A 24,801-nucleotide genomic window follows, 5' to 3' on the forward strand; every position below is an offset into this window, starting at 1 on the left:
CCTCAGTCGGCGGCCTTCTTGAAGGTCGCCAGCAAGGCGCCGGCACCGACGAACAACGAGCCGAAGATCCGGTTCATCGCCTTCAGGTGCGATTCCGACTTCAGCGCCCGCAGCACGCGCGCGGCCAGCAGCGTGTAGCCGGCCATCACGACGGCGTCGGTGAAGGCCAGCGTCGCGCCGATCACCGCGTACTGCTGCGGCAGGCTCTGGTGCAGGTTCAGGAACTGCGGCACCACGGCCAGCAGGAAGACCGTCCCCTTGGGGTTCACCGCGTTGATGCCCCAGCCGCGCAGCACCAGCTCACGACGCGACACCTGCCGGCCTTCGGCCTGCTCGGCCACCAGCGGCCTGGCCGGGGAACGCCATTGCTGGATGCCGAGGTACACGAGGTAGGCCACGCCGGCCCACTTGACCACCGCGAACGCCTGCTCGGACGCCGCGATCAGCGCGCCCAGTCCGGCGCCAACCACCACGATCTGGGTCAGGATGCCCAGGATCAGGCCCATCGTCATGAAGTAGCCGCGCTGGAAGCCGTGATTCAGTCCGGCGCTCATCGCCGCGATGGCACCGGCGCCCGGGGACAGGCTGATGGCCCAGGAGGCCGCGAAAAACCCCAGCCAGACTGACAACTCCATGATCGACTCCTTCAAGGGAGCCGAGGTTGTAGCACGCCACCTCCCCACCAACGAAGGTCAGGGTTAACGCGTCCCCGTGCCCATCGGCCTTGCGGGCCACCGACCGTCCCCTGGGAGGGTGGACTGGCGGGCATCGGCCCGGTTATGCCCCCCGCCACATTCGGAATGCCGCCCGGACGGCGGCGCTCCAATAATCCCGCGCCATGTCCGCCTCCGTCCTGCTCGTCGTCGTCGTCGCCTACTTCTCGCTGCTGCTGGCGGTGGCGTGGTGGACCTCGCGCCGCGCCGACAACGACAGCTTCTTCATCGGCAACCGCAACAGCCACTGGGGCCTGGTCGCCTTCGGGATGATCGGCACCTCGCTCTCCGGCGTGACCTTCATCAGCGTGCCGGGCTCGGTCGGCGCCGGCGCGTTCAGCTACTTCCAGATCATGATCGGCCAGTTCGCCGGCTACGCCGTCGTCGCCTTCGTGCTGCTGCCGCTCTACTACCGGCTCAACCTCAGCTCCATCTACCGCTACCTCGGCACCCGCCTGGGCGTCGCCGCGCACCGCACCGGCGCCGGCTTCTTCATCCTGTCCCGCACGCTCGGCGCGACCGCCCGGCTCTACCTGGTCGTGCGCATCCTGCAGGACCTGGTGCTGGCCCAGTTCGGCATGCCGTTCTGGCTCAGCGCGCTGCTGGTGCTCGTGATGATCCTGCTCTACACGCTCGAGGGCGGCGTCAAGACCATCGTCTGGACCGACACGCTCCAGACCACCGGCATGCTCGGCGGCCTGGTGATCTGCGTGGTGTTCCTGCTGCACGCGCTGGGCCTGGACCTGGCCTCCGGCTGGTCGACGATGCGCGCGGCCGGCCTCGCCGACGTCTTCGTCACCGACCCGATGAGCGCCTCGCACTGGGCCAAGCAACTGCTCGCCGGCGCGGCGATCGCCGTCGCGATGACCGGCCTGGACCAGGAGATGATGCAGAAGAACATCTCCGTCAAGCGCCTGGCCGACGCGCAGAAGAACATGATGGTGATGGCGGCCATCATGACCGTCGTCGTGCTGCTGTTCCTGTTCCTCGGCGGCCTGCTGACGATGTATGCGCAGCAGCAGGACATCAGCGCCCACGGCGACCGGCTCTTCCCCGCCGTCGTGATGGGGCACCTGCCGGCCTGGGTGCAGCTGATCTTCGTGATCGCGCTGATCTCGGCGCTGTTCCCGAGCGCCGACGGCGCCATCACCGCGCTCACCTCCAGCACTTGCATCGACCTGATCGGCCTGCAGGAGCGCCGCGACTGGGACGAGGCCCGCAAGCGCCGCGTCCGCAAGACCGTGCACCTCGGCTACGCCCTGCTGTTCCTGCTGCTGACGCTGGGCTTCCGATGGCTGGACGACCCCAGCATGGTCAACCTCATCCTCAAGCTGGCGGGCTACACCTACGGCCCGCTGCTGGGGTTGTTCGCCTTCGGCATCCTCACGACGCGAACCTTGCGGGCGGGCATCCTGCCGTGGGTCGCACTCGCGGCCCCCGCGCTGTGCTGGGTCATCGACGCGCATCAGGCCACCCTCTTCGGGGACTACCGGATGGGGCTGGAGCTGCTGCTGGTGAATGCCGCGCTGACCTTCGGCGGGCTCTGGGCCGGTTCGCGTTCTTCGATGGGCGGCATCGAACGTTCCGCAGTGGCGGACTGACACGCGCCCGCTATCCTGCGGCGACATGCCCACGCCGCACGTTCCGCCGCAACCCCTGCCGCGCGCCGATCACTCCCGTCAGGCCCATCACGCCTCGGCGCCCCTGACGTTCGCCCAGCGCCACCACGCGCGTCTGCACTGGATCCAGAGCCTGCGGCAGCGGCTGCGCGGCCAGTTCCTCCTGCGGCTGCACGTCTTCGTCATCGCGCTGCTGATGCTGGGAGCGCTGATGCTGGGCGGCGCCGGACTGAGGGCGCTCGGCGTCGAAGCGCTGGCCTGGCGCTACGCGCTGCTGCTGCCGATCAGCTACCTCTTCTACCTGGGTCTGCTGCGCCTGTGGGCACTGGCACTGCTGCGTGGCGACGGATCGCCGCTCGAGGCCACACCGGACCTGCTGGATCTCGGCATCCGACTGAGCGGCAACCTGGGACGCCCGACGCCACCCGTGCCGTTCCGGACCGGCGGTGGCGGCAACTTCGGCGGCGGCGGGGCTTCCGGAGACTTCTCCACAAGCGCATCCACATCCTTGTCCACCGACTTGCCAACATCCTTGTCCACAGGTTTTCCAGTGGACTTGCCAACAGCTTCTCCCTTGGACTTGTCCCCAGCCGGCGATGCGCTCGGCGCCGCTGGCGACGCCGTGGGCGGGCTGGACGAGGGCGCCCTCGTCGCCGTGCCCGTGCTGCTGATCGTCGGGATCGGCGCGGCACTGGGCTTCTGCGTCTTCGGGCTGTTCGGCGTGGAGGTGCTGTTGGCGGTGTCCGTCGAACTGGCGCTGGCGAGCGTCGCGGGCGGCATGGCCTGGCGGCGCCTGCACGAAGAAGGCTTCTGGCGATGCGCGGTCCGGCGCACCTGGCTGCCGGCCCTGTCGCTGGTGGTGGTGGGCGTGCTGCTGGGTGCGGCCGTCGACCGCTGGATCCCCGCCGCCGACTCGCTGCCGCATGCCTGGCAACTGATCCGGTTGAAGTAGCGGCGAGGGCGGGCGGGCTCCTGCCGCGAGCGGGTCGGGCCGGCGGCGACAATTCCGCCCCATGGCTGCTCAGAAATCCCACTACGTCTGCTCCGAATGCGGCGCCACCAGCGCCAAGTGGCTGGGCCGCTGCCCGTCCTGCAGCGCCTGGAACACCCTCGTCGAAACCGCCGCGGAACCCGCCGCCGGCAAGAACCGCTTCCAGGCGCTGGCCCGCAGCCAGCCCGTCGCGACGCTGTCCGAGATCGAGGCCCGCGACTTCGAACGCACCCCGACTTCGCTGGAAGAGTTGGACCGCGTGCTGGGCGGCGGCATCGTCACCGGCGGCGTGGTGCTGATCGGCGGCGATCCGGGCATCGGCAAGTCGACGCTGCTGCTGCAGGCGGTCGACGCGCTGTCCCGGCAGATGAAGGTCCTCTACGTCACCGGCGAGGAGTCCGGCGCGCAGGTCGCGATGCGCGCCCGCCGTCTGGGCCTGGACGGCTCCCAGGTGCGCGTGCTGGCCGAGATCGGCCTGGAGAAGATCCTCGCCACGATCGAGGTGGAGCAGCCCGACTTCTGCGTCATCGATTCGATCCAGACGATGTACTCCGAGCAGCTGTCCTCGGCGCCCGGCTCGGTCGCGCAGGTCCGCGAATGCGCCGCGCAGCTGACCCGCACCGCCAAGTCCGGCGGCTGCGCGATGGTGCTGGTCGGCCACGTCACCAAGGAAGGGGCGCTGGCCGGTCCGCGCGTGCTGGAGCACATCGTCGACACCGTCCTCTACTTCGAGGGAGACACCCACAGCAGCTACCGGCTGGTCCGCGCGATCAAGAACCGCTTCGGCGCGGTCAACGAGATCGGCGTCTTCGCGATGACCGAGAAGGGCCTGAAGGGCGTCACCAACCCGAGCGCGATCTTCCTGTCCACGCACGGCGAGCCGGTGCCCGGCTCCTGCGTGCTGGTCACGCTGGAGGGCACGCGGCCGCTGCTGGTGGAGCTGCAGGCGCTGGTCGACGGCGGCGGGCCCAGCCCGCGCCGGCTGTCGGTGGGCCTGGAGCGCGACCGCCTCGCCATGCTGCTGGCGGTGCTGCACCGGCACGCGGGCGTCGCGACGATGGACCAGGACGTCTTCGTCAACGCCGTCGGCGGCGTGCGCATCAGCGAGCCGGCGGCCGACCTGGCCGTGCTGCTCGCCATCCAGAGCTCACTGCGCGGCAAGCCGCTGCCCAAGGGCTTCTTCGCCTTCGGCGAGGTCGGCCTGGCCGGTGAGGTCCGCCCCGCGCCGCGCGGCCAGGAGCGGTTGAAGGAAGCCGCCAAGCTGGGCTTCTCGATCGCGGTCGTGCCGCAGGCCAACGCGCCGAAGAAGCCCATCGACGGCCTGACGGTCCACCCGGTCGCCCGCATCGAGGACGCCATCGAGATCCTGCGCGGCCTGTGACGCCGCACGGGCCGGCGACGGCAATGGCGATGGCGGCATCCGCAATCGCCACACCCCTCGCCGCGGCGGCGCGACGACAATCGCGGGTTCCGCCCGGCCACCCCGCCCCGGCCCCCGGCTTCACCCCTTCGGAGTTCCCCCGCATGAACCGCCTCGCCGGCATCCTGCTCGCCCTCGCCGCCATCGTCCTCGGCACCTACTTCTTCGGCTGGAAGGGCGCCATCCTGGGCACGTCCGCCGTCATCTTCTACCTGCTGCTGCAGTTCTCGCAGCTGATGCGCGTCATGCGCACGGCCCAGAACTCGCCGCTGGGGCACGTCTCCAGCGCCATCATGCTGAACTCGAAGCTGCACGCCGGCATGAAGCTGATCGACCTGATCCGGATGTGCAAGTCGCTGGGCATCAAGGTCGGGCAGGACACCTACCGCTGGACCGACACCGGCGGCGACGCGGTAGACGTGGTCATGGAACGGGGCGTCGTCGCGCGATGGACGCTGATCCGCGCCCAGGAGCCGGAATCGGCCGCCCCCGCCGACACACCGGCCGCATAAAATCCCCGACTTCGCAGCACCCGGCCCATTCGCGGCCGACAAAGGAAGACTCATGTCTCTGGACGATCGCGACGGCAAGATCTGGATGGACGGCGAGCTGGTGGACTGGCGCGACGCCAAGATCCACGTCCTGACGCACACGCTGCACTACGGCTGCGGCGCCTTCGAGGGCGTGCGCGCCTACCAGACCGACAAGGGCACCGCCATCTTCCGGCTGCGCGAGCACACCGAGCGCCTGTTCAACAGCGCCAAGATCCTGCGCATGAAGATCCCGTTCTCGATCGAGCAGGTCGAGGAAGCGCAGAAGGCCGTCGTCCGCGAGAACCAGCTGGCCAGCTGCTACCTGCGTCCGCTGACCTGGATCGGCAGCGAGAAGCTGGGCGTCAGCCCCAAGGGCAACAAGATCCACCTGATGGTCGCCGCCTGGGCCTGGGGCGCCTACCTGGGCGAGGAAGGCCTCAAGCGCGGCATCCGCGTCAAGACCAGCAGCTACACCCGCCACCACGTCAACATCACGATGACGCAGGCCAAGACGGTGTCCAACTACACCAACTCGATCCTGGCCAACATGGAAGCGACCGAGGACGGCTACGACGAGGCGCTGCTGCTGGACGCCTCGGGCTTCGTCTCCGAAGGCGCGGGCGAGAACCTCTTCGTCATCAAGAACGGCGTCGTCTCCACGCCGGACCTGTCGGCGGGCGCGCTCAACGGCATCACCCGCAACACGATCTTCGCGATCTGCGAGGACCTGGGCCTGAAGCTGGTCGAGAAGCGCATCACCCGCGACGAGGTCTACATCAGCGACGAGGCCTTCTTCACCGGCACCGCCGCCGAAGTCACGCCGATCCGCGAGCTGGACCGCATCGAGCTGGGCAGCGGCAGCCGCGGCCCGATCACCGAGAAGATCCAGTCGGCCTTCTTCGACATCGTCAACGGCCGCAATCCCAAGTACGCCCACTGGCTGAGCGTGGTCTGAGCGGGCGGCCTCTGCCTCCCGCCCACCGGACCGCCAGCCTCCGCAAGCTTTCAAGAACAAGATCATGAGCGCCAACACCACCACGCCCAAGGCCACCGTCGAAGTCACCGCCCAGGACCTGCAAGGTCCGGGCGTCGTCTTCTGCCCGAATCCCAAGATGCCGCTGTGGAGCAACCACCCGCGCGTCTTCATCGACCTGAGCCACACCGGCGAAGGCGCCTGCCCGTACTGCGGCACGCTGTACAAGCTGAAGGCCGGCGAGCATCTGCCTTCCGGCCACTGAGCCACGACGGCCGACCGTCCCCCGATCGGCCGACGCCCGCTCCCTTGAACAAGGAACGAGACCCATGGTGCGCAAGCCTCAGACCGCCCTGCTGCTGGCCTCTCCCGAGGACACCGAAGCGCAGTTCTACGAGGCCCTGCAGGCCGGCGACCTGGAGCGGCTGATGGCCGTCTGGGGCGACGAGGACGAGGTCTGCTGCGTGCATCCCGGCGGGCCGCGCGTCGTCGGCGCGGCGGCGATCCGGGCGAGCTTCGAGCAGATCTTCGCCAGAGGCTCGATCCCCGTTCATCCGGAGTGCCAGCGCAGGCTCGTCAACGGCGAGACGGCGATCCACCAGGTGCTGGAGCGCGTCGAGATCACCGACGAGGACGGCGTGCAGAGCGCGTGGGTCGTCGCGACGAATGTCTACCTGAAGACGGCGCTGGGCTGGCGCATGGTCGCGCACCATGCCAGTCCGGGCACCTCGCAGGACGTGAAGCAGGAGCTGTCGATCGTGTCCGCTGGCGCGCCGACGACGCTGCATTGAGAGGGTTGTCCATGCAGTACCAGGCGCCTCCCTGGTTGCCCGGAGGCCATGCCCAGACGATCTGGCCCGCGCTGTTCGCGCGGCGCTACGACGGTCCCCCGCCGCAGTTCCGCCGCGAACGCTGGCAGACGCCGGACGGCGATTTCGTCGACGTCGAGCACCTCGTCGATGCCGCGGACTCCCCCGCCGAGCGGCCGTTGCTGGTCCTCTTCCACGGCCTCGAAGGCTCGGTGGAGAGCCAGTACGTGCAGGCCTTCGCGGCGATGGCCCAGCGACGGGGCTGGGCCTTCGCGATGCCCTACTTCCGCGGGTGCTCGGGCGAGCTCAACCTCGCGCCGCGCGCGTACCACTCCGGTGACTACCTCGAGATCGGCTGGATGCTGGAGCAACTGCGCGCGTCGCATCGCGGCCCGATGATCGCCGTCGGCATCTCGCTCGGCGGCAACGCGCTGCTGCGCTGGGCGCAGGAAGCCGGCGAGAGCGCCGCGTCCACAGTGAAGGCCGTGTGCTCGGTCTGCTCGCCGCTGGACCTGACGGCCGCCGGCCATGCGATCGGCAAGGGCTTCAACGGGCTGGTCTACACGCGGATGTTCCTGCGGACGATGATGCCCAAGGCGATGAGCAAGCTGAAGCAGCACCCGGGCCTGTTCGACGCCGAGCGGATGCGGCGCGTGCGCAACCTCTACGAGTTCGACAACATCTTCACCGGGCCGCTGCACGGCTTCCGGGACGTCGACGATTACTGGCTGCGCGCATCCGCCAAGCCGCATCTGGCGCGCATCCGCATCCCGGCGCTGGTGCTGAACGCGCGCAACGATCCGTTCGTGCCGGCACACAGCCTGCCCGAGCAGAGCCATGTCGGCGCAAATGTGACGCTGTGGCAGCCGCGCGAGGGCGGGCATGTCGGCTTCCCGTCGGGCCGTCCGCCCGGCCACGTGCGCACGATGCCCGAGCGCGTGACCGACTGGCTCGCGACGCGGCTCTGAGCCGCACGCGCCCACCCACAGCGGCCCGCCTCGCGGGCCACGACCGGAAAGGAACGCTCATGGACGCGATCGTCGAAGCCGCGCTGAAGAAGTGGCCCAACGTGCCGCACTGCTACGGCTGGCTGGCGCTGGACGCGCGCGGCGACTGGTACATGCGCGATGAGCGCATCCAGGCTGCGGGCCCGTTTCCGGCGGTGAAGGGCAGCCGCATCGTGCATGACAAGCTGATCGGCTTCATCGACCGCAACTACGCCTCGGACGACCAGGGCGCCTGGTTCTTCCAGAACGGGCCGCAGCGGGTCTACGTGGAGTTGGAGGCCGCGCCCTGGATCTGGCGCCTGCAGCCGGACGGCCGCGTGCTGAGCCATACCGGACGCGAGGCACAGGTCGTCGGCGCGGTGCTCGATGAGCGGGACCGGCTGTTCCTCGAGACGGATCTCGGCCTGGGACTGGTCCACACGCAGGACATGGGGCCGGCCGCGGACGCGCTGGAGGCAGGCCGCTGGGCGATGTCGAACGCCACGCACGCCGAGCTGATCGCCCGTCATGGGGTGTTGCTGGCGCCCCTCGACCCAAAGGGGGAGTCAGGCAAGTCCTGACCCTCCATGAAAAAGCCGACCCGTGGGTCGGCTTTCGTGTCTCTGGCGGGCGCGGTTTACTGCGACGCGGCGGAGGCCGGGGCAGCGGCGGATGCGCCGGCATCGGCGCCCGAGGCGGCCGCAGCGGGCAGCTTCGGCTCGTCGAACTTGGCGCCGCCCTGGTTGGCCATGTAGACGACGGCGCGGGAGATCTCGAAGTCGCTGAAGTCGCCGCCGCCTTGCGGGCCCATGTTGCCCTTGCCCTTGAGGGCGGAGTGCACCAGGGTGTCGAAGCCGGTCTTCACGCGCGGGCCCCAGGCGTCATGGTCGCCGAGCTTGGGCGCGCCGGCCGCGCCGGTGGCGTGGCAGGCCGCGCACTGGCCCTGGAAGACCTGTTCGCCGGTCTTCATGGCTGCGGGGTTCGTGAGGTCCTTGAGCTCGATCGAGCCCACGGGCTGGATGCGGGCGGCGACGGCCTGCGCCTCGAGGCCGGTGCCGCCGGCGCCGGGCTTGATCTCGCTGGACACGTAGTTCGCGAGCATCACGATGATCACGATCGGAATGACGAAGGCGAAGAAGACGGCGACGACCAGTTGCTTGGGTGTCTTGATCGGGCCCTCGTGGGCGTCGTGTCCTTCGGCGTGCGTGTCCTGGGCGTTGGCGTGGTCCTGGGTTCCGCTCATGAATTCCTCGTGGATCGAATCGAATACGGCAGAAGCGAGTCCGAGTTTCGAAGGGGGTGTCGGATGACGTGGCGCCCTGGGAAAACCGGACCGGGGAACAGCAAATCGGCGCAGTATAGCCAGCCCCCTGTCGCCCCACCCTGGGGCTTTCGTCAAGGTCGGCACGTTGGTGGGGCAGGTGTTGCGCGAGGGTCGCGCAGGTGTTCGCGATGGTTCCGTTTTGCCGGGACGCGCGCGGTCGGGTCGGGGAGGGTCAGAAGAAGGCTAGAATGCGCGCTTCCCGCGGCGACCGTGGTGAAGTGGATATCATTGGGCCCTCCGAAGGCTTAGTCGCAAGTTCGATTCTTGCCGGTCGCACCAGAATACCGAGAAGCCGGTTGTCACGAGCGTGGCAACCGGCTTTCTGCTTTCTGGCGTGGCACGGCGCGACCCCCCGTCGGCGGGACCGCCGACACGCAAATTCGCTCATGCGGGTGCCGCCATTTGTGCGATTGATCCGCGAACGGATTTCCCTAGAGTTCCTCACCTCTGCTCCAGCGGGACCGGTCAGGTCGGCGCTTCGCCGGAGCTGACTTCACGCCCGCCAAGAGGTCTTCGGATGGAACTGCTCAAAGAGAACTGGATCAGGCTCGCCTACGGCGCGGCCAGCATCGGCATCGTGTGGGCCGCGTATCACTTCCGCGTCGAAGTGCTGGCGGACAAGGACACCTTCGACCGCTTCAGCTACATCGGCGGTGTCGCGACCTTCATCGGTCTTCTGATCACGGTGTCTGAAGTGCTGCAAGCGATCAGCATCTCCAAGGGCATCCGCGCCGAGGCGCGGGCATTGCTCGCCGAAGCACGAAAGGTGGATCGAGCGGCCCTGTTCAGCGAATGCCTGCTGATGATCGATCGCATCAACGACGACGTCATCGACAAGCGATTCGGAACCGCCCTGCAAGGTCTCCAGCAAGTCCGCCGCTCTTTCCTCCGCGCGGCGATGCCGAGCACCAGCCCGGAGGCGCTGTCTGGAAAGCTCGCGGAGGTTGAAGAACTCTTGCAGGACTCGGTCCGAGCGGCCGCCACGGCATCCCGCTCAAAGCGCGGCTCGGTCGAGATCCAGCAGGCGCTTCTGGCTGCCAAAGAGATTCTTGAACAACTCATTTCTGGAAGGACTGCGAATCATGTTCCCTGACAAGATCCGACGCTTCATTGCCAAGCTCGTTCAACGAACCGAGGCCGGTGAGATCCCGTGGGAATACGACCTGTTCGACGCGGTCGCCTGGAAGGAAAAGGACTTCGCTGTCTCCCTCCATTACTCGTTCAATGGCAGGGAAGACTGCGGCGTCTTCCGTTTCGTCTATCGAGATGCGCAAGGGAGCGACTTCGAGTTCTACACAAACAGCGACAGCCCCGACTATCCGCTGACGAAACATCTCTTCGACAGCGCCCAGGCGACCAAGATGGAACTTCCGTTCTAATGATCGGCGAGGCGGATACTGGATCATCCCCATGTCCACCGACGAATCGCCATGCGCCTGCTCATCCTCGGCGGCACCGTCTTCCTCGGTCGCCACGTCATCGACGCCGCGCTGGCGCGCGGTCACACGGTCTCGATGCTGAATCGTGGCCGGCACGGCCCGGGTCTGTTCCCGGAGGTCGAGCGCCTCATCGGCGATCGCGACGGCGACATGAGCGCGCTGCGCGGTCGCGAGTTCGATGCGGTCATCGACTGCACCGCCTTCAACCCCGCGCAGATCGAGCGCACGGTCGCCGCGCTCGACACGGGCGCGCCGCACATCGTGCTCGTGTCCTCGATCTCGGCGTACGGCGTGTTCCCGCCGCATCGCGTCTTCGACGAATCAACGCCGCTCGCTGAAGGCAACGAAGGCTACGGTCCGCTGAAGACCCGTGCCGAGGAAGCACTCGCCCGCGCCCTGCCCGACCGCCACGCGATCGTGCGCCCGGGGTTGATCGTCGGCCCGCATGACCCGACCGGTCGATTCACCTATTGGCCGACGCGCGTCGCGCGCGGCGGCGAGGTGCTCGCGCCGGGGCGGCCCGAGCGGCCGGTGCAGGTCATCGATGTCCGCGACCTCGCCGCGTTCTGCGTGACGCTCGCGGAGTCACGGACCACCGGCGCGTTCAACGCGGTCGGCCCGCCACTGCCGATGCAGACGCTGCTCGACGCTTGCCTGCAAGCCGCGCCGGGCAGCGATGCCCGCTTCCACTGGAAGCCGGACGCCATGCTGCTCGTGCTCGGCGTGGCGCCGTGGACCGGGCTGCCGCTGTGGCTGCCCGAAGAGGATCCGACCCACGGCGGCATGCTGCTGGGCGACGCATCCCGCGCCGTCGCCGCGGGTCTCATGACCCGGCCCATCCAGGAGACGGCCGCCGACACCCTCGCCTGGGCGAAAGCACCGCGCGAGGCGGGCTGGGATGCCAGCAAGCTCGTCACGACGCTGTCGCCGGAGCGCGAGGCCGAGATCCTCGCCGGCCACTCCGCCACGAGCCGGCCGAGCGGCCCGGGCGGCTCCGGCCACATCACGTCAACCTGAACACCCCGATCGCCGTCGACAGACGCAGCGACTGGTCCTTGAGGCTCTCCGCCGCCGAGGCCGCTTCCTCGACCAGCGCCGCGTTCTGCTGCGTCATCTGATCCAGCTGACCCACCGCGGCGTTCACCTGGTTGATGCCGTCGCTCTGCTCCTGCGACGCCGCGCGGATCTCGGCAATGATGTCCGTCACCCGCTGCACGCTGGTCACGATGTCGTTCATCGTCGAACCCGCGTCGCTGACCAGCCGCGATCCGGATTCCACGCGGTCCACGCTCGTGGCGATCAGCGTCTTGATCTCCTTGGCCGCCTGCGCGCTGCGCTGCGCCAGCGAGCGCACCTCGCTCGCCACCACCGCGAAGCCCCGGCCCTGCTCGCCGGCCCGCGCCGCCTCGACCGCCGCGTTCAGCGCCAGGATGTTGGTCTGGAACGCGATGCCGTCGATCACGCCGATGATGTCGGCAATGCGCCGCGAGCTGTCGCTGATCTCGCCCATCGTCGCCACGACCTGACCCATCACCGCGCCGCCGCGCTGCGCCGTCTCCGCCGCCGATCCGGCCAGCTGATTGGCCGTCGTCGCCGCGTCCGCGGTCTGCCGCACCGTGCCCGTCAGCTGCGTCAGCGACGCCGCCGCCTGCTGCAGGTTGGACGCCGTCTGCTCCGTGCGCGCCGACAGGTCCATGTTGCCCGTGGCGATCTCCGCGCTCGCCGTGCTGATGCTGTCCGTCGATCCGCGCACCTCGCCGATCAGGCGGACCAGCGCGCCCTGCATCTCGCTCAGCGACCGCAGCAACTGGCCCGTCTCGTCGCCGCCCGTCGTCTCGATGCGGCCCGTCAGGTCGAAGCGCGCGATGGCGTCGGCCACCTCCGCCGCCTTGGCGAGCGGACGCGTGATCGATCGCGTCAGCCACACCGCCAGGGCTCCGCCCGCCACCAGCGCCACCAGCCCGAACACCACCAAGGCGGTCCGCGCCCGCGCGTTGGTCTCCGCCAGCGCCTTCAGCGCCGAATCGAGCTGATCACGCTGCTGCTGCGCGATCACGCGGATGCTCTCCAGATACGCCGCCGCAGCCGGCTTGAACTGCTCGTCGAAGAGCTGCTTCGCCCGCGCCGGATCGCCTTGCTTCTTCGCCTCGGTGATCGTGTCGCGCACCTTGATGTAGGTCTTGCGCAGATCGATCACGCGGTCGAAGGCGGCGCGTTCCTCCGGCGAGTTCAGCAGCTTGTCCATCCGACCCTGCAGCTCCGTCGAGGACTTGGTCGACTCCGCCGCCTGCTCGGCGAAGAAGGTCGCCAGGGCCGGGTCCGCGCTCACGGCGATCGCCGTCGTGCGCGTCCCGCCGTTGAAGACGTTGCGGTACCAGTCGGAGGCCACCCGCTCGGTGACGATGGTCTCCTGGTACATGGACTCCGTCTGCGCCGCCACGCGGCTCAGACCCAGATATCCCATCGCCGATCCGATCAGCGCAATCACCAGCACCAGGGCCTGCACCAAGCCCAGTCGCCGGCCGATGGACCCGCGGACGTTCACGTTGGACGCCATGTTTTTTCTCCTCGGTCGCCGGCCCGAAGGGAGATCGGACCCCGCGCGGCACGATGTTGGCACCCCCACCGTACACCCATCTCAAGCCGCCGTTAAGAGGCGTCGGCCCTGTGGAAAGCTTGGCACAGGTGTGGGCGATGCTCAGATCCGGGGCGTCAATCGCACCTGAGGGAGGGGCTTGAGCGAGCCGACATCCAGCGTGCGCGGCTGACCCGAAAGCTTGCGCGGCGTCGCGGCGCCGATGCCGTCCAGGCCGGTGAGGAACCGCGCCGCCTCGGCCCGCATCGCCGACGAGCGCTGGTAACGCGTATCCGTGTCGAGCAGCACCAGCCAGTCCGCCACCGTCCCCGACCCGGTGCTCCTGCTCGTGCCTGTCGCCATCACCGACGCCATCACCGACGCCAACTCCACGGTCGCCGGCTGCATCACGCCGAGGAAGGTCGTCAGCCTGGCGCGCCGATGGCTGTCCCAGCCTGCCCCGCCCTCGGCGCCCGACGGGTGGAAACGCGCCACCAGGCGCCGAGCCGCCATGTCGCCCGCCTCCGCCAGCGCGGCGATCGTGCCGGCGGGCATCGCGAGGTTGAGCCCGCCCTCGTCGGCCTTCTGGCTGATCTGGACGATGCGGTCGCGGAAGCCCGGCGTGGGGAACAGGATCTCGTCGCGCCAGTTCTGCATCGTCGCGACGATGCTCCACAGGAAGCCGGCCAGGCCCGCCAGCGGCGCCTTCTCCCGCGCCTGCGGCGGGTGTTGCTCCCAGCCGTCGACCAGGTCCGGCTCCGGCCAGTAGCGCAGGCGGCCGCCGCGGTCGTCCTCGGGCAGGTAGATCCGCCCGCCCTCGTTGCCCGGGTCCTCGGGTCGGATCACGTGGTCCGGATGCGGGCGCTTCAGGTTGACCGCGAAGGTTGGATGGCGCGGCAGCATCGCGTCGAACAGGTGCAGCGGCAGGTTGCTGCCGATGCCGCCGTCCGAGAACCAGATGCGCGTCGCCCGCAGTCTCAGGCCGCGGCGCTCCTCGGCCGTCACCGCGGCCTGCGTGCGCTGGTTGGCCGTGCGCGACCAGTCCACGGCGTACAGCGGTACCGCCGACAGCAGCAGCGGAAAGCTGAGGCTCATCCGGATCGCCACCACCACCGGCAGATCGCCATGCCGGGGCAGCGGGCGCAGCTCGCGGCCCTGGGCGCTCTCGATCACTGGACCGTCATGGCCACTGCCGAACGGGGCCGCCAACGCCGCCATCACCGCGGGCGGGAACAGCCGCGACCACTCCGTCGGGTCGTAATAGAACATCGGCGTCCCGGGCCGGAACGGGATGCTGTAGACCATCTGCTGGCTGACCGCGCTGGTGATCACCTCGAGGTTGATGCGCCGCGTCGCCGGGTCCGGTCCCCACAGGTCGCCGAAGCTCAACGGCGGGCCATCGACGCTCTTGCCGGCGAGCTCGTTGAAATAGACGTGGAGCCAGTCGGTGAGCGCGGCTGGTCCCTCGTGGCCCGGCTGGGTCTGGCCGCTGCACAGGCCATAGCCGTTGTCCTTGAGCCCGCGGAGCAAGCCTCGGGTGAAGAGCAGCAGCACGGTCCCGGCAACGGCTGCCGCCACGAGTGCCACGATCACCGCCAGCCCCGCGACCGCGAGCAGCTTCTGCCAGGGCCCGGTCCCTGCGTCCGGCATGAGCAGCCCGGCATAGGGCACAAGCAAGGCGGCGCCAATGCCGGCGATCGCCAGTGCCGCGAGGCCGTGCATCGCGACCATCCCGCCGAGGACCGACGCCACCGCCGCGCCCACCGGCTTGCCGAGCGCCCGCGTCAGCACATCGAAGTGGCGGCGCAGCGCGGGGACCGGCTGGAAGAGCGTGAACAGCCGGCTGCGAGCGGGGCCGCGTCTTGCCCCGGGGAGTTCGGCGCCCGAGTTCCTCCGGCAGCCGGGCCAGCCGCTCGAAAGCGCCGGCATGGCCGCGCTGACGGCCGAATTCCGCCGCGGCGCTCGCCCCGGCCGCGATCGCGCCGGCCGAGGTGCCGCCGATGTTCTTGAACCGGTATCGATCGGAGAGCCCGGCCACCAGCCGCGGATAGATGACGCCGCTGGTGACACCGCCCTTCATGACAAGGTCGCAATGACTGACCCCGTCCGCCTCCGGCCCCGCCTCTGACTGCCGCATGTCGTCGCTTCCCACGTCGCCCTCCATGACGCCTGATTCTCAGGGTCCGGACGACGAGCGCTGTCAGGATCCTTCGGACTCGGCCTCGCGCACCCTGCCGTCGCGGAGCATCACGCGGTGGTCGCCGAAGCGCGCCAGATCCTCGGGGTCGTGCGTGATCATCAGCATCGGCACGCCGACGCGCTCGAGCAGCGTATCGAGCTCCGTCCGCATGCGGCCGCGCAACGCCGGATCCAGCGCGGAGAACGGCTCGTCGAGCAGCAGCGCGCGCGGCTCGTTCACCAGCGCGCGCGCCAGCGCGGTGCGCTGACGCTGTCCTCCGGACAACTGGTGCGGTCGCTGCTGCGCGACGCGTTCCAGCTCGAAGGCCTGGATCCAGCGGTCGACCGCCTCGCCGCCCTCGTGGCGTGACGGGTTCCGCCAACCGCGCTTCAGGGCGAAGGCGATGTTCTGCCGCACCGTCAGCCGCGGGAACAGCGCGTAGTCCTGGAACAGATAGCCCAGCCGCCGCTCGCGGGCCGGCACGTCGATGCGCGATGCGCTGTCGAAGACCGGATGACCGTCGATGTGGATCGTGCCGGCGTCGGGCTTCAACAGGCCCGCGATCGCCTGCAGCGTCAGGCTCTTGCCGGCGCCCGAGGGCCCGTAGATCACCGTCCGCCGCGCGTCGGTGCGGAAGGCGACATCGAGCTCGAAGCGACGCCCGCCGCCCTCGACATGCTTGCGGATGCGCACCTCGAAGCTCATGCGCCGCTCCTCGGTCCGGCCAGCCGGCCGGCGGCCAGCAGCACCACGACGCAGGTCAGCGACACGATCAGCACCAGCAGGTTGGCGGTGTCGTCCTGCCCGGCCTGCACCGCCTCGTAGACCGCGACCGACAGCGTCTGCGTCTTGCCCGGGATGCTGCCCGCGACCATCAGCGTCGCGCCGAACTCGCCCAGCGCGCGGGCGAAGGCCAGCAGCACGCCGGCCAGCACGCCGCGCCACGCCATCGGCAGTGTCACGCGGAAGAACAGCGCCCATTCATTGAGCCCCAGCACCCGGCCGGCGCGCTCCAGCTGCGGATCGACGCCCTCGAACGCGGCACGCGCGGACTTCATGACCAGCGGGAAGGCGACGATCGTTGCCGCGATCACCGCGCCCTGCCAGGTGAAGATCAGGTTGATGCCGAAGGTCTCCCACAGCCACGCGCCCAGCCAGCCGCGCTTGCCGATGACCACGAGCAGGTAGTAGCCGAGCACCGTCGGCGGCAGCACCATCGGCAGCGTCAGCACGGCGTCGAGCAGCTCCCGGCCCGGAAAGCGCAGACGCGCGAGCGCGAAGCCGGCGACCACCCCGAGCACCAGATTGAGCGCGGTCGCCCAGCCGGCGACCTTCAGCGACAAGGCGAGCGCGATCCAGGCAGGTTCCACGGGGGTGCCGCTCCTCAGCCGGATGTCAGCGGCCGTTCAGGGCTTCTGGAAGCCATGTCTGGCCAGCACCGCCTGACCGGCGGCCGAGGCGACGAAGTCCAGGAACTGCCTGCCGCCCGCGGCATTCGTGCCGCCGTTGGTGATGGCGATCGGATAGGAGATCGGCGTCTCGGTCGGCACGCTGAACAGGATGCGGACCTTGTCCTTCAGCACGAGGGCGTCGGTCGCGTAGACGAAGCCGGCCTCGGTCTCGCCGCGCGAGACGTAGTCCAGCGCCTGGCGCACATTCTGCGCGTAGACCGCCTTCGGCTCGACGGCTGTCCACAGCTTGGCCTTCTCCAGCGCGCCCTTGGCATAACGGCCGGCAGGCACGCCTTCCGGCTTGCCGAGGGCGATGCGCTTCACGCCCGCCTGCTGCAGATCGGCGAGCGTCTTCAGCGCGACGCCGTTCTCGGCCGGCGTGATGACGACCAGCGCGTTGCTGACGAAGTTGCGCCGCGTGCCGTCGACCAGCAGCTTCTGCTGCTGGGCCTTGTCCATCGTCTCCTGGTCGGCCGACGCGAAGACGTCGACCGGCGCGCCCTTGGTGATCTGTGCGAGCAGCGCGTCCGACGCGGCGAAGTTGAACTGGACCTTGGTGCCCGGATGCGCGGCCTCGAAAGCCGGGGCCAGTTCCTTGAACGCGTTGGTCAGGCTGGCGGCGGCGGAGACGGTCACGTCCGCTGCTTGCGCGAGGCTGGCGGCCATCAGCGCGAGGCTCAGCACGGCGGCTCGGCGAGCGATCTGGACGGGAAGAATCGAGCGCATGGCGAGTCCCTGGAAGGGCGGACACGGAGGAGGCTCGCAATATATCCCAGGATATTGCGCCTCAGGCGGCGAGGAGCTTCATCAGCTGCTTGATCTCGCCTTTGCAGGCTGCCAGTGCGGTCTCCTCGATCTGCCGATAGAGCGAGATCAGCGCCCGACCGGACTCGGTGAGCGCGCTCCCGCCGCCTTTGGCGCCACCGGCGGCGGTGGCAACGGCGGGTTCCTTGAGCGCGCGGTTGGTCTCATCGATCAGCAGCCACGCGCGGCGATAGGACATGTCCAGCGACTTCGCCGCCGCGGTGATGGAGCCTGTCTCGTCGAGCGCTTCCAGCAACGCGATCTTGCCGGGCCCGATGGCGATGACTTCGCCGATGGTGACGCGCATGCGGAACTTGAGCGCTGGCTTCAGCGCCGGTTTGGACGTGGACGGAGCGGGAGTCGAGCGGGCAACCATGTCGCGCATTACACCCGAAGCCGCGCCCGGAGCGCGCGCTCAGTCCGCCAACTTCCAGCAGCCTCGTCCGGCGGCCTTCGCGGCATAGAGCGCGTTGTCGGCGCGGCCGAGCAAGGCCACGTCGCCCTCGGCCCCGCCGTCATGGCAGGCGATGCCGATGCTGGTCGACAGCTGCAGGTCCTGCCCCTGCAAGGTCAGCGGCGCCTTCACCACCGCCAGCACCTTCTCCGCGACGAGCGCCGCCTCCTGGGGGGCATGCAGGTTCTCGATGATCAGGACGAACTCGTCGCCGGCCAGGCGGCAGAGCTGGTCGGTCTCGCGGATCGCGCCGCGCACGCGGTCGGCGAAGGCCCTCAGCACCACGTCCCCCGCCGCATGCCCCATCGAATCGTTCACCTGCTTGAAGTGGTCCAGGTCCAGGAACATCAGCGCCATCGTGCGCTCGTTCCGACGCGTGCGGGCGATGGCGTCGGCGAGGCGGGACTCGAACTGGCGCCGGTTCGGCAACCCGGTCAACGGGTCCACGCGGCTGAGCTGGTCCAGTTCCCGCTCCACCTGCTTGAAGGGCGTGATGTCGGTCGCCAACGTGTACACGCCCGCGACGCTGCCGTCGGGACGCAGGTCGGGCACGTACTCGGCGAGCATGTCGCGCACCACGCCGTTGGATTCGGAGCGCGTCTCGAAACGCTGCCGCGCACCGGCCAGCGCCGCCTTCAGGAAGGGTTGCCGCTGCGCATGCAGCACCGGCCCGATGACCTCGGCCAGCGGCCGGTCCAGCGCGGCCTCCGGCTCCATGCCCATCCAGGTCCGGAAGGTCGCGTTGAGGAAACGCAAGCGCTCCTCCGCGTCGATGTAGGAGATCAGCACCGGGAGGTTGTCCGCGATCGTGCGCAGCCGGCGCTCGCTGGCCTCCTGCCGCAGCATCGCATCGTGCAGCTCCAGCGTGCGCGCCTCGACGCGCAGCTCCAGCGACGCGTTCAGCTCCGCCAGCGAGCGGTCCTGCGCCACCTGCCGTTCCGCCAGCTCGTTCAGCGCGTGCGACAGCACCGCCGCCTCGCGGTAGCCGCCGACAGTGGGGAGCGCGTCCTCGCTCAGGTGACGGCGCTGCGCGATCGCCTTGGCCAGTTGGTGCAGCGGCCGGCTCATGCGCCGCGCCAGCCACCAGCTCAGCGGCACGGCCATCGCCAGCAGCAGCAACGCGCTGAGCATGATCTGGCGCCGCAACCCGTAGTAGTCCGCCAGCGCCACCGCCACCGGCTGCCTCACCAGCACCGTCCAGCCCAGGCCGGGATAAAGGCCGTAACCCTGGCTGGGCACGCTGACGGCGAAGTAGTCGACCCCGTCGGCCTCGTGGTGCCGCAGGCCCTGGCCGTGCTCGGTGCCGATCGGCATCGGTTTGCCCTCTCGGTCCGACGGCCCCAGGATCACCACGCCATCCTTGCCGAGCACCAGTGCATCGGCCTGGTGGGAGGCCATCGTCGCGTCGATCAGTTCGCTCTTGATCTGCCGCGCCCAGCCCCAGCTCAGGTGAACGCCGAACACGCCCTGCAGCTGGCCGCGGCTGTCGAGCAACGGGATCGCGAAGTCGACGAAGCGCCACGGCTCGTTCTGGCGCGGCAGCAGCTTCTCCAGCAGCAGGGCCGCATGCACGTCGCCAACGAAAGGCTGGCCGCCCTTCGCCCCCTGCCACCATGGACGCTTGGAAACGTCGACACCGTCCAGCAGCCCCCCGGCGGCCGCCAGCACCTTGCCCTGCCCGTCGGTCACGCCCAGCCACGCGAAGTGGTCGAAGCCCACCTGCACCTGATCCAGCGCGCGGCGCATCGCCTCGGGATCGTCGAAACGTCGGAAGGGCTCCAGCTGCGCCAGCACCCGCACTTCCTTGAACTGCTGCGCCATGCCGCGATCGAGCGCGTCGCGGAAGTCGACCGCGACCTGCCGCAGCGACTCGACCGCGCGGCGCTCGGCATGGGCGCGGGCGAAGTTCTCGATCAGCACCGCAGAGGTCAGCAGCGCCACCGCCACCGCCGCCAGCACCATGGCGGTCAGCCAGCGGCCCAGCGAGGCGCGCGAGCCGCGCGGGGGGACGAAGCCGTCGGCGTTCACGCCGCCGGAACCGGGGGGCCCGCCGGGGGCTGGCGGGGGGGCAGGACCTGCGTGTTCTCATGCATCGCGACAGTTGTAGCGAGAGCCGGGCCGACCCGCAACGCGGGATAGTGCCACTGCACCAGCGGCGGGCAAAGACCGACCCTGTCCGGGCACCGTCGCGGGGCGGGCTTTGCAGGCGCACCAAAAGCGATCAAGCTGGAGGCGTTGCCCGCCCGTCCGCCGGACCGGGGTGGGCACGAGGCTTGCAACCTGCCCTTCCCGACCGCCAACCGGAGGCGGTCCGTCCCCTGGAGACCTCATGCATGCGCTGACCCTTCCGGCCGCTGGCCACTATGACGAGATGCTGCTGCAAAGCGGCGCGATCCGGCCCAGTTACCAGGACTTCGCGGACTGGCTGCACGCGCAGACGCCCGACGCCCTCGCCAAGAAGCGGGCCGAGGCCGACCTGCTGTTCCACAAGGTCGGCATCACCTTCGCCGTCTACGGGGACGAGGCCGGCGCCGAGCGCCTGATCCCCTTCGACACCGTCCCGCGCATCGTGCCCGCCGACGACTGGCGGATGCTGGAGCGCGGTCTGCGCCAGCGCGTCACCGCGCTCAACCGCTTCCTGTGGGACATCTACCACGACCATGAGATCGTGAAGGCCGGCCTGATCCCCGCCGAGCAGGTCTTCGCCAACGCGCAGTACCAGCCGGCGATGCAGGGGCTGGACCTGCCGCTGGGCGTCTACGCCCACATCACCGGGGTGGACCTGATCCGGCACTCCGACGGCGGTTATTACGTGCTGGAAGACAACCTGCGGGTGCCTTCCGGCGTCAGCTACATGCTGGAGAACCGCAAGATGATGATGCGGCTCTTCCCGGAGCTGTTCGCGAAGTATCCGATCGCGCCGGTCGCGCACTACCCGGCGCTGCTGCTGAACACGCTGCGCCAGGCCAGCCTGGCGGACAACCCGACCGTCGTCGTGATGACGCCGGGGCCGTTCAATTCCGCCTACTTCGAGCATGCCTTCCTCGCGCAGCAGATGGGCGTGGAGCTGGTCGAGGGCCAGGACCTGTTCGTCAAGGACGGCTTCGTGTTCATGCGGACCACCGTCGGCCCCAAGCGCGTCGACGTGATCTACCGCCGCATCGACGACGCCTTCCTCGACCCGCTGGCCTTCCGGTCGGATTCGATGCTGGGCGTGCCGGGGCTGCTGTCGGTCTACAAGCAGGGCCACGTGGTGCTGGCCAACGCGGTCGGCACCGGCGTGGCGGACGACAAGTCCATCTACCCGTACGTGCCGGACATGGTCCGCTTCTACCTCGGCGAGGAACCCATCCTGCACAACGTGCCGACCTGGCAGTGCCGCAAGCCGCAGGACCTGGACCACGTGCTCGCCAACATGGCCGAGCTGGTGGTGAAGGAGGTGCACGGCGCCGGCGGTTACGGGATGCTGGTCGGACCGGCCTCGACCGCCGCCGAGGTCGCGGCCTTCAAGGAACGCGTCAAGGCCGACCCCTCGAACTACATCGCGCAGCCGACGCTGTGCCTGTCGAGCTGCCCGACCTTCGTCGAGCGCGGCATCGCGCCGCGTCACATCGACCTGCGGCCCTTCGTGCTCTCGGGGCGCGAGGTCAACATGGTCGCCGGCGGCCTGACGCGCGTGGCGCTGAAGGCAGGCTCGCTGGTCGTCAATTCGTCCCAGGGTGGCGGCACCAAGGACACCTGGATCCTGGAGAACTAATGATGAAGCCCCCACGCTCACTTCGTTCGCTGCCCCCCGAGGGGGCGCACGCCCCCCTTGGGTCGGCCCGGCGGGAGGCTTGAATGCTCAGCCGTACCGCCGCACAGCTCTACTGGATGAGCCGCTACATGGAGCGCGCCGAGAACCTGGTGCGCATGCTCGACGTCACGCATTCGCTGTCGCTGCTGCCGCAATCGCGCGGCGCGGCGACGGAACTCGCCGCGCCGCTCGCCGTGACCGGCACGCTCGAGGCCTATCAGGCGCGGCACCCGCAGTTGAGCGCCGCGCAGCTCTTCCGCTTCATGGGGATCGACCTGGAGAACCCGGCCTCGGTGCTGTCCTGCATCCGGCAGGCGCGCGAGAACGCGCACGCGGTGCGCGGCCAGATCACCGCCGAGATGTGGGAAGCCATCAACACCAGCTGGCTGGAAGCCCGCGAGCTCGCGCGCAAGGGCGTGGCCGAGCCTTCGTCGTTCTTCGACTGGGTGAAGGAGCGCTCCCACCTGTTCCGCGGCGCGACCTACGGCACGCTGCAGCGCAACGACGCGTACTGCTTCATCCGGCTCGGCACCTTCGTCGAGCGCGCGGACAACACCGCGCGGCTGCTCGACGTGAAGTCGCAGCTGATCGCGCCGGCCGTGGACACGCTGGCGCCGGTCGACGCGCCGAGCGAAAGCGCGCCCGACTTCTACGCCTGGAATGCGCTGCTGCGGTCGCTGTCGGCGTTCGAGGCGTACCACGCGGCCTATCGCGACAGCTTGAACGGCCGCCGCGTGACCGAGCTGCTGATCCTGCGTCCGGACGTGCCGCGCTCGCTGCGCGCCTGCTGCGACGAGATCCGCGCGGTGCTGCCGCAGATCGAAGCGCGCGAGGGCGCCGAGGACGCGGGCCGCAATGTCAAGCAGAGCGCCGGCCGGCTCGCGCTGCGGCTGGAGTATGGTGCGGTGGATGAGATCCTCGACCAGGGGCTGCACCCCTGGTTGACGGGCTTCCTGCAGGATTCGGCACGGCTGGGCCGCGACATCCAGCAGGCCTACTTCGAGGCGCAGTGACGGCAGGCGGGCGACCGCCCGGCCGCACGACCCCTTCGATCCTCCGGATCCGAGGGCCCCACCGCACAGAAAGAGCGCCATGCATCTGCACATCTCGCACGAGACCGTCTACGCCTATGACTCACCCGTGGCGCGCAGCACGCAGTACCTGCGGCTGACGCCGCGCCCGACGCGCGGCCTGCGCGTGCTGCACTGGCAGCTGGAACTGCCGTCGCCCGCCAGCGCCTGCAAGGACGCGTTCGGCAACACCATGCACGTGCTGAGCCTGGACGGGCCGCGGCGCGACATCGTGCTGCGCGCGATCGGCGAGGTCGACACCGATGACGCGCCGCCCACGCCGGACCCCGAAGAAGAGTTGCCCTCCCCGCTGTTCCTGCGCGACAGCGCGCTGACGCGCGCGGACGAGCAGTTGCGGCTGTTCGCCGGTGGCTTCGCGGACGCGGCGAAGGCCGACGCGCACGGCGCACTGCTGGCGTTGATGGCGGCCATCGGCGAGCGCATGCCTTACGTGCGGGGCTATACCGATGCCGCGACGCCCGCGGCGGAGGCCTTCGAGACGGGTCACGGCGTCTGCCAGGACCATGCGCAGGTCTTTGTCTGCTGCGCGCGGCTGCTGGGGCTGCCGGCGCGTTACGTGTCGGGTTACCTCGCGACGGATTTCGAGCATGTGGCGAGCCACGCCTGGGCGGAGGTGCGCCTGCCCGCGGCCGACGCCACCGCCCCCGCGCACGGCATGGCCGGAGGCTGGCTGGGCTACGACATCAGCAACCAGTGCCTGGCGGACGGGCGCTACGTGAAGCTGGCGACCGGCGCGGACTACCTGGACGCCTGCCCGGTGCGCGGTGTGCGCACGGGGGGCGGACTGGAGACGATGCGGGCGGAAGTGCACGTGAAGCCCGGCACGACCGACCAGCAATGAGCATGCACCACGACGGCGCGCCGCCAGCCTGATGCGCTAACCTTCCGCCCATGACTTACTGTGTTGCCATGCGGCTGCGTGCCGGCCTGCTGTTCGCGTCGGATTCGCGGACGAATGCGGGCGTGGATCACATCGCCACGTTCCGCAAGATGAATCTGTTCGAGCAGCCCGGCGAGCGCCTCGTCACGCTGCTCACGGCCGGCAATCTGGCGACCACGCAGAGCGTGGTGAGCCTGCTGCGCCAGCGCGCCTCGGCCGACGGCCGGCACCTGATGAACCTGACGTCGATGTACGACGTCGCGGAGCTGGTGGGCAAGACGCTCAAGGAAGTCGTCGCGCGCGACAGCGACGGCGTCGGCCAGCTGAACCAGGGCGTGGACTTCGGCGCCAATTTCATCGTCGGCGGGCAGATCCGGGGCGAAGCGCCGCGCGTCTTCCACGTCTATCCGCAAGGCAACTTCATCGAGGCGACGGAGGACACGCCCTACGTGCAGATCGGCGAGTCCAAGTACGGCAAGCCGATCATCGACCGCGTCATCGACTTCGACAGCTCGCTGGCCGAGGCCACGAAGTGCGCGCTGATCTCGTTCGACTCGACGATCCGCAGCAACCTGTCCGTGGGGCTGCCGATCGACATGCTGCTCTACAAGACCGACAGCTTCGCGCCGGCCGAACCGCACCGGATCACCAAGGATGATCCCTACTTCAAGACGATCAGCCAGGGCTGGGGCGGCGGCTTGAAGCGCGTGTTCGAGCAGCTGCCGGACGAAGACTGGTTCGCGTGAGCGGACCGGGCCGCTGCT

At 69.4% G+C, this 24,801-nt stretch carries 25 protein-coding genes and 1 tRNA gene; 17 read left to right on the plus strand and 9 right to left on the minus strand.

Annotated features, from left to right (window positions below):
• Positions 1-2: 2 nt before the first annotated feature.
• On the minus strand, positions 3-635 hold the full coding sequence (locus ACFJIX_RS06635) for a LysE family transporter (protein WP_377158620.1): 633 nt from the start codon (positions 633-635) through the stop codon (positions 3-5).
• Positions 636-838: 203 nt separating this feature from the next.
• On the opposite strand from ACFJIX_RS06635, the gene ACFJIX_RS06640 reads away from it, so the two are divergent.
• The 9 genes from ACFJIX_RS06640 (at position 839) to ACFJIX_RS06680 (ending at position 8,625) form a co-directional block, all read left to right on the plus strand.
• The gene (locus ACFJIX_RS06640; RefSeq protein ID WP_377158622.1) at positions 839-2,314 is read left to right on the plus strand and encodes a sodium:solute symporter; all 1,476 of its coding nucleotides are present in this window, start codon (positions 839-841) and stop codon (positions 2,312-2,314) included.
• Positions 2,315-2,339: 25 nt separating this feature from the next.
• Positions 2,340-3,284 carry a hypothetical protein gene (locus ACFJIX_RS06645; RefSeq protein WP_377158623.1) on the plus strand — a complete coding sequence of 315 codons (945 nt, stop codon included), beginning with the start codon at positions 2,340-2,342 and terminating at the stop codon, positions 3,282-3,284.
• Positions 3,285-3,345: 61 nt separating this feature from the next.
• Entirely contained in the window at positions 3,346-4,704 is a 1,359-nt protein-coding gene (gene radA / locus ACFJIX_RS06650; RefSeq protein WP_377158625.1) for a DNA repair protein RadA, read from the plus strand.
• 143 nt (positions 4,705-4,847) lie between these two features.
• Positions 4,848-5,255: a hypothetical protein gene (locus ACFJIX_RS06655; protein ID WP_377158626.1), complete on the plus strand. Its 408-nt coding sequence runs from the start codon at positions 4,848-4,850 to the stop codon at positions 5,253-5,255.
• 52 nt (positions 5,256-5,307) lie between these two features.
• Positions 5,308-6,231 carry a branched-chain amino acid transaminase gene (locus ACFJIX_RS06660; RefSeq protein WP_377158628.1) on the plus strand — a complete coding sequence of 308 codons (924 nt, stop codon included), beginning with the start codon at positions 5,308-5,310 and terminating at the stop codon, positions 6,229-6,231.
• Positions 6,232-6,295: 64 nt separating this feature from the next.
• Positions 6,296-6,514, plus strand: coding sequence for a zinc-finger domain-containing protein (locus ACFJIX_RS06665; protein ID WP_067279675.1), 219 nt, complete (start codon positions 6,296-6,298; stop codon positions 6,512-6,514).
• Positions 6,515-6,578: 64 nt separating this feature from the next.
• A complete protein-coding gene (locus tag ACFJIX_RS06670; protein WP_377158630.1) occupies positions 6,579-7,040 on the plus strand; it encodes a YybH family protein in 462 nt (153 codons plus the stop codon).
• Between the two features lie 11 nt (positions 7,041-7,051).
• Positions 7,052-8,026, plus strand: coding sequence for a YheT family hydrolase (locus tag ACFJIX_RS06675; protein WP_377158632.1), 975 nt, complete (start codon positions 7,052-7,054; stop codon positions 8,024-8,026).
• A gap of 59 nt (positions 8,027-8,085) precedes the next feature.
• On the plus strand, positions 8,086-8,625 hold the full coding sequence (locus tag ACFJIX_RS06680) for a DUF2946 family protein (protein ID WP_377158634.1): 540 nt from the start codon (positions 8,086-8,088) through the stop codon (positions 8,623-8,625).
• A 56-nt stretch (positions 8,626-8,681) separates the two neighbouring features.
• Here the strand turns inward: ACFJIX_RS06680 and ACFJIX_RS06685 are convergent, their stop codons facing one another.
• Positions 8,682-9,287 carry a c-type cytochrome gene (locus ACFJIX_RS06685; protein ID WP_377158635.1) on the minus strand — a complete coding sequence of 202 codons (606 nt, stop codon included), beginning with the start codon at positions 9,285-9,287 and terminating at the stop codon, positions 8,682-8,684.
• A gap of 285 nt (positions 9,288-9,572) precedes the next feature.
• Between ACFJIX_RS06685 and ACFJIX_RS06690 the strand changes: the two genes are divergently transcribed.
• The 4 genes from ACFJIX_RS06690 (at position 9,573) to ACFJIX_RS06705 (ending at position 11,824) form a co-directional block, all read left to right on the plus strand.
• A tRNA-Arg gene (locus tag ACFJIX_RS06690) sits at positions 9,573-9,647 on the plus strand.
• 238 nt (positions 9,648-9,885) lie between these two features.
• Positions 9,886-10,461: a hypothetical protein gene (locus tag ACFJIX_RS06695; RefSeq protein WP_377158636.1), complete on the plus strand. Its 576-nt coding sequence runs from the start codon at positions 9,886-9,888 to the stop codon at positions 10,459-10,461.
• Positions 10,451-10,747, plus strand: a complete 297-nt coding sequence (locus tag ACFJIX_RS06700; protein ID WP_377158637.1) for a hypothetical protein — start codon at positions 10,451-10,453, stop codon at positions 10,745-10,747. Before ACFJIX_RS06695 ends, ACFJIX_RS06700 begins: the two co-directional genes overlap by 11 nt.
• A gap of 51 nt (positions 10,748-10,798) precedes the next feature.
• Positions 10,799-11,824 (plus strand): NAD-dependent epimerase/dehydratase family protein, encoded by a 1,026-nt coding sequence (locus tag ACFJIX_RS06705; protein ID WP_377158638.1) that lies wholly within the window; start codon positions 10,799-10,801, stop codon positions 11,822-11,824.
• Here ACFJIX_RS06705 and ACFJIX_RS06710 read toward each other — a convergent pair.
• From ACFJIX_RS06710 to ACFJIX_RS06740, 7 genes are all read right to left on the minus strand, one after another.
• Positions 11,811-13,364: a methyl-accepting chemotaxis protein gene (locus ACFJIX_RS06710; RefSeq protein ID WP_377158639.1), complete on the minus strand. Its 1,554-nt coding sequence runs from the start codon at positions 13,362-13,364 to the stop codon at positions 11,811-11,813. The two genes, ACFJIX_RS06705 and ACFJIX_RS06710, sit on opposite strands and share 14 nt — an antisense overlap.
• Before the next feature lie 141 nt (positions 13,365-13,505).
• Positions 13,506-15,311, minus strand: coding sequence for a hypothetical protein (locus ACFJIX_RS06715; RefSeq protein WP_377158641.1), 1,806 nt, complete (start codon positions 15,309-15,311; stop codon positions 13,506-13,508).
• 271 nt (positions 15,312-15,582) lie between these two features.
• Positions 15,583-16,266 carry a sulfate/molybdate ABC transporter ATP-binding protein gene (locus tag ACFJIX_RS06720; protein ID WP_377158643.1) on the minus strand — a complete coding sequence of 228 codons (684 nt, stop codon included), beginning with the start codon at positions 16,264-16,266 and terminating at the stop codon, positions 15,583-15,585.
• Positions 16,263-16,931: a molybdate ABC transporter permease subunit gene (gene modB, locus ACFJIX_RS06725; protein ID WP_377158645.1), complete on the minus strand. Its 669-nt coding sequence runs from the start codon at positions 16,929-16,931 to the stop codon at positions 16,263-16,265. The genes ACFJIX_RS06720 and modB overlap by 4 nt, the downstream gene beginning before the upstream one ends.
• A gap of 36 nt (positions 16,932-16,967) precedes the next feature.
• Positions 16,968-17,738, minus strand: a complete 771-nt coding sequence (modA, locus tag ACFJIX_RS06730) for a molybdate ABC transporter substrate-binding protein (protein ID WP_377158647.1) — start codon at positions 17,736-17,738, stop codon at positions 16,968-16,970.
• Between the two features lie 61 nt (positions 17,739-17,799).
• Positions 17,800-18,123: a winged helix-turn-helix domain-containing protein gene (locus ACFJIX_RS06735; protein WP_377158649.1), complete on the minus strand. Its 324-nt coding sequence runs from the start codon at positions 18,121-18,123 to the stop codon at positions 17,800-17,802.
• Positions 18,124-18,231: 108 nt separating this feature from the next.
• Positions 18,232-20,298, minus strand: a complete 2,067-nt coding sequence (locus tag ACFJIX_RS06740) for a diguanylate cyclase domain-containing protein (RefSeq protein WP_377158651.1) — start codon at positions 20,296-20,298, stop codon at positions 18,232-18,234.
• A gap of 301 nt (positions 20,299-20,599) precedes the next feature.
• Here ACFJIX_RS06740 and ACFJIX_RS06745 point away from each other — a divergent pair, with 301 nt between their 5' ends.
• The 4 genes from ACFJIX_RS06745 (at position 20,600) to ACFJIX_RS06760 (ending at position 24,783) form a co-directional block, all read left to right on the plus strand.
• A complete protein-coding gene (locus ACFJIX_RS06745) occupies positions 20,600-22,027 on the plus strand; it encodes a circularly permuted type 2 ATP-grasp protein (RefSeq protein WP_377158653.1) in 1,428 nt (475 codons plus the stop codon).
• Positions 22,028-22,110: 83 nt separating this feature from the next.
• On the plus strand, positions 22,111-23,079 hold the full coding sequence (locus tag ACFJIX_RS06750) for an alpha-E domain-containing protein (RefSeq protein WP_377158654.1): 969 nt from the start codon (positions 22,111-22,113) through the stop codon (positions 23,077-23,079).
• 79 nt (positions 23,080-23,158) lie between these two features.
• The gene (locus tag ACFJIX_RS06755) at positions 23,159-23,998 is read left to right on the plus strand and encodes a transglutaminase N-terminal domain-containing protein (RefSeq protein WP_377158656.1); all 840 of its coding nucleotides are present in this window, start codon (positions 23,159-23,161) and stop codon (positions 23,996-23,998) included.
• A gap of 50 nt (positions 23,999-24,048) precedes the next feature.
• A complete protein-coding gene (locus ACFJIX_RS06760) occupies positions 24,049-24,783 on the plus strand; it encodes a peptidase (protein WP_377158657.1) in 735 nt (244 codons plus the stop codon).
• The last annotated feature ends 18 nt before the right edge of the window (positions 24,784-24,801 follow it).

The organism is Roseateles sp. UC29_93 (assembly GCF_042695725.1).
GTDB classification, from domain to species: domain Bacteria; phylum Pseudomonadota; class Gammaproteobacteria; order Burkholderiales; family Burkholderiaceae_C; genus Roseateles; species Roseateles noduli_A.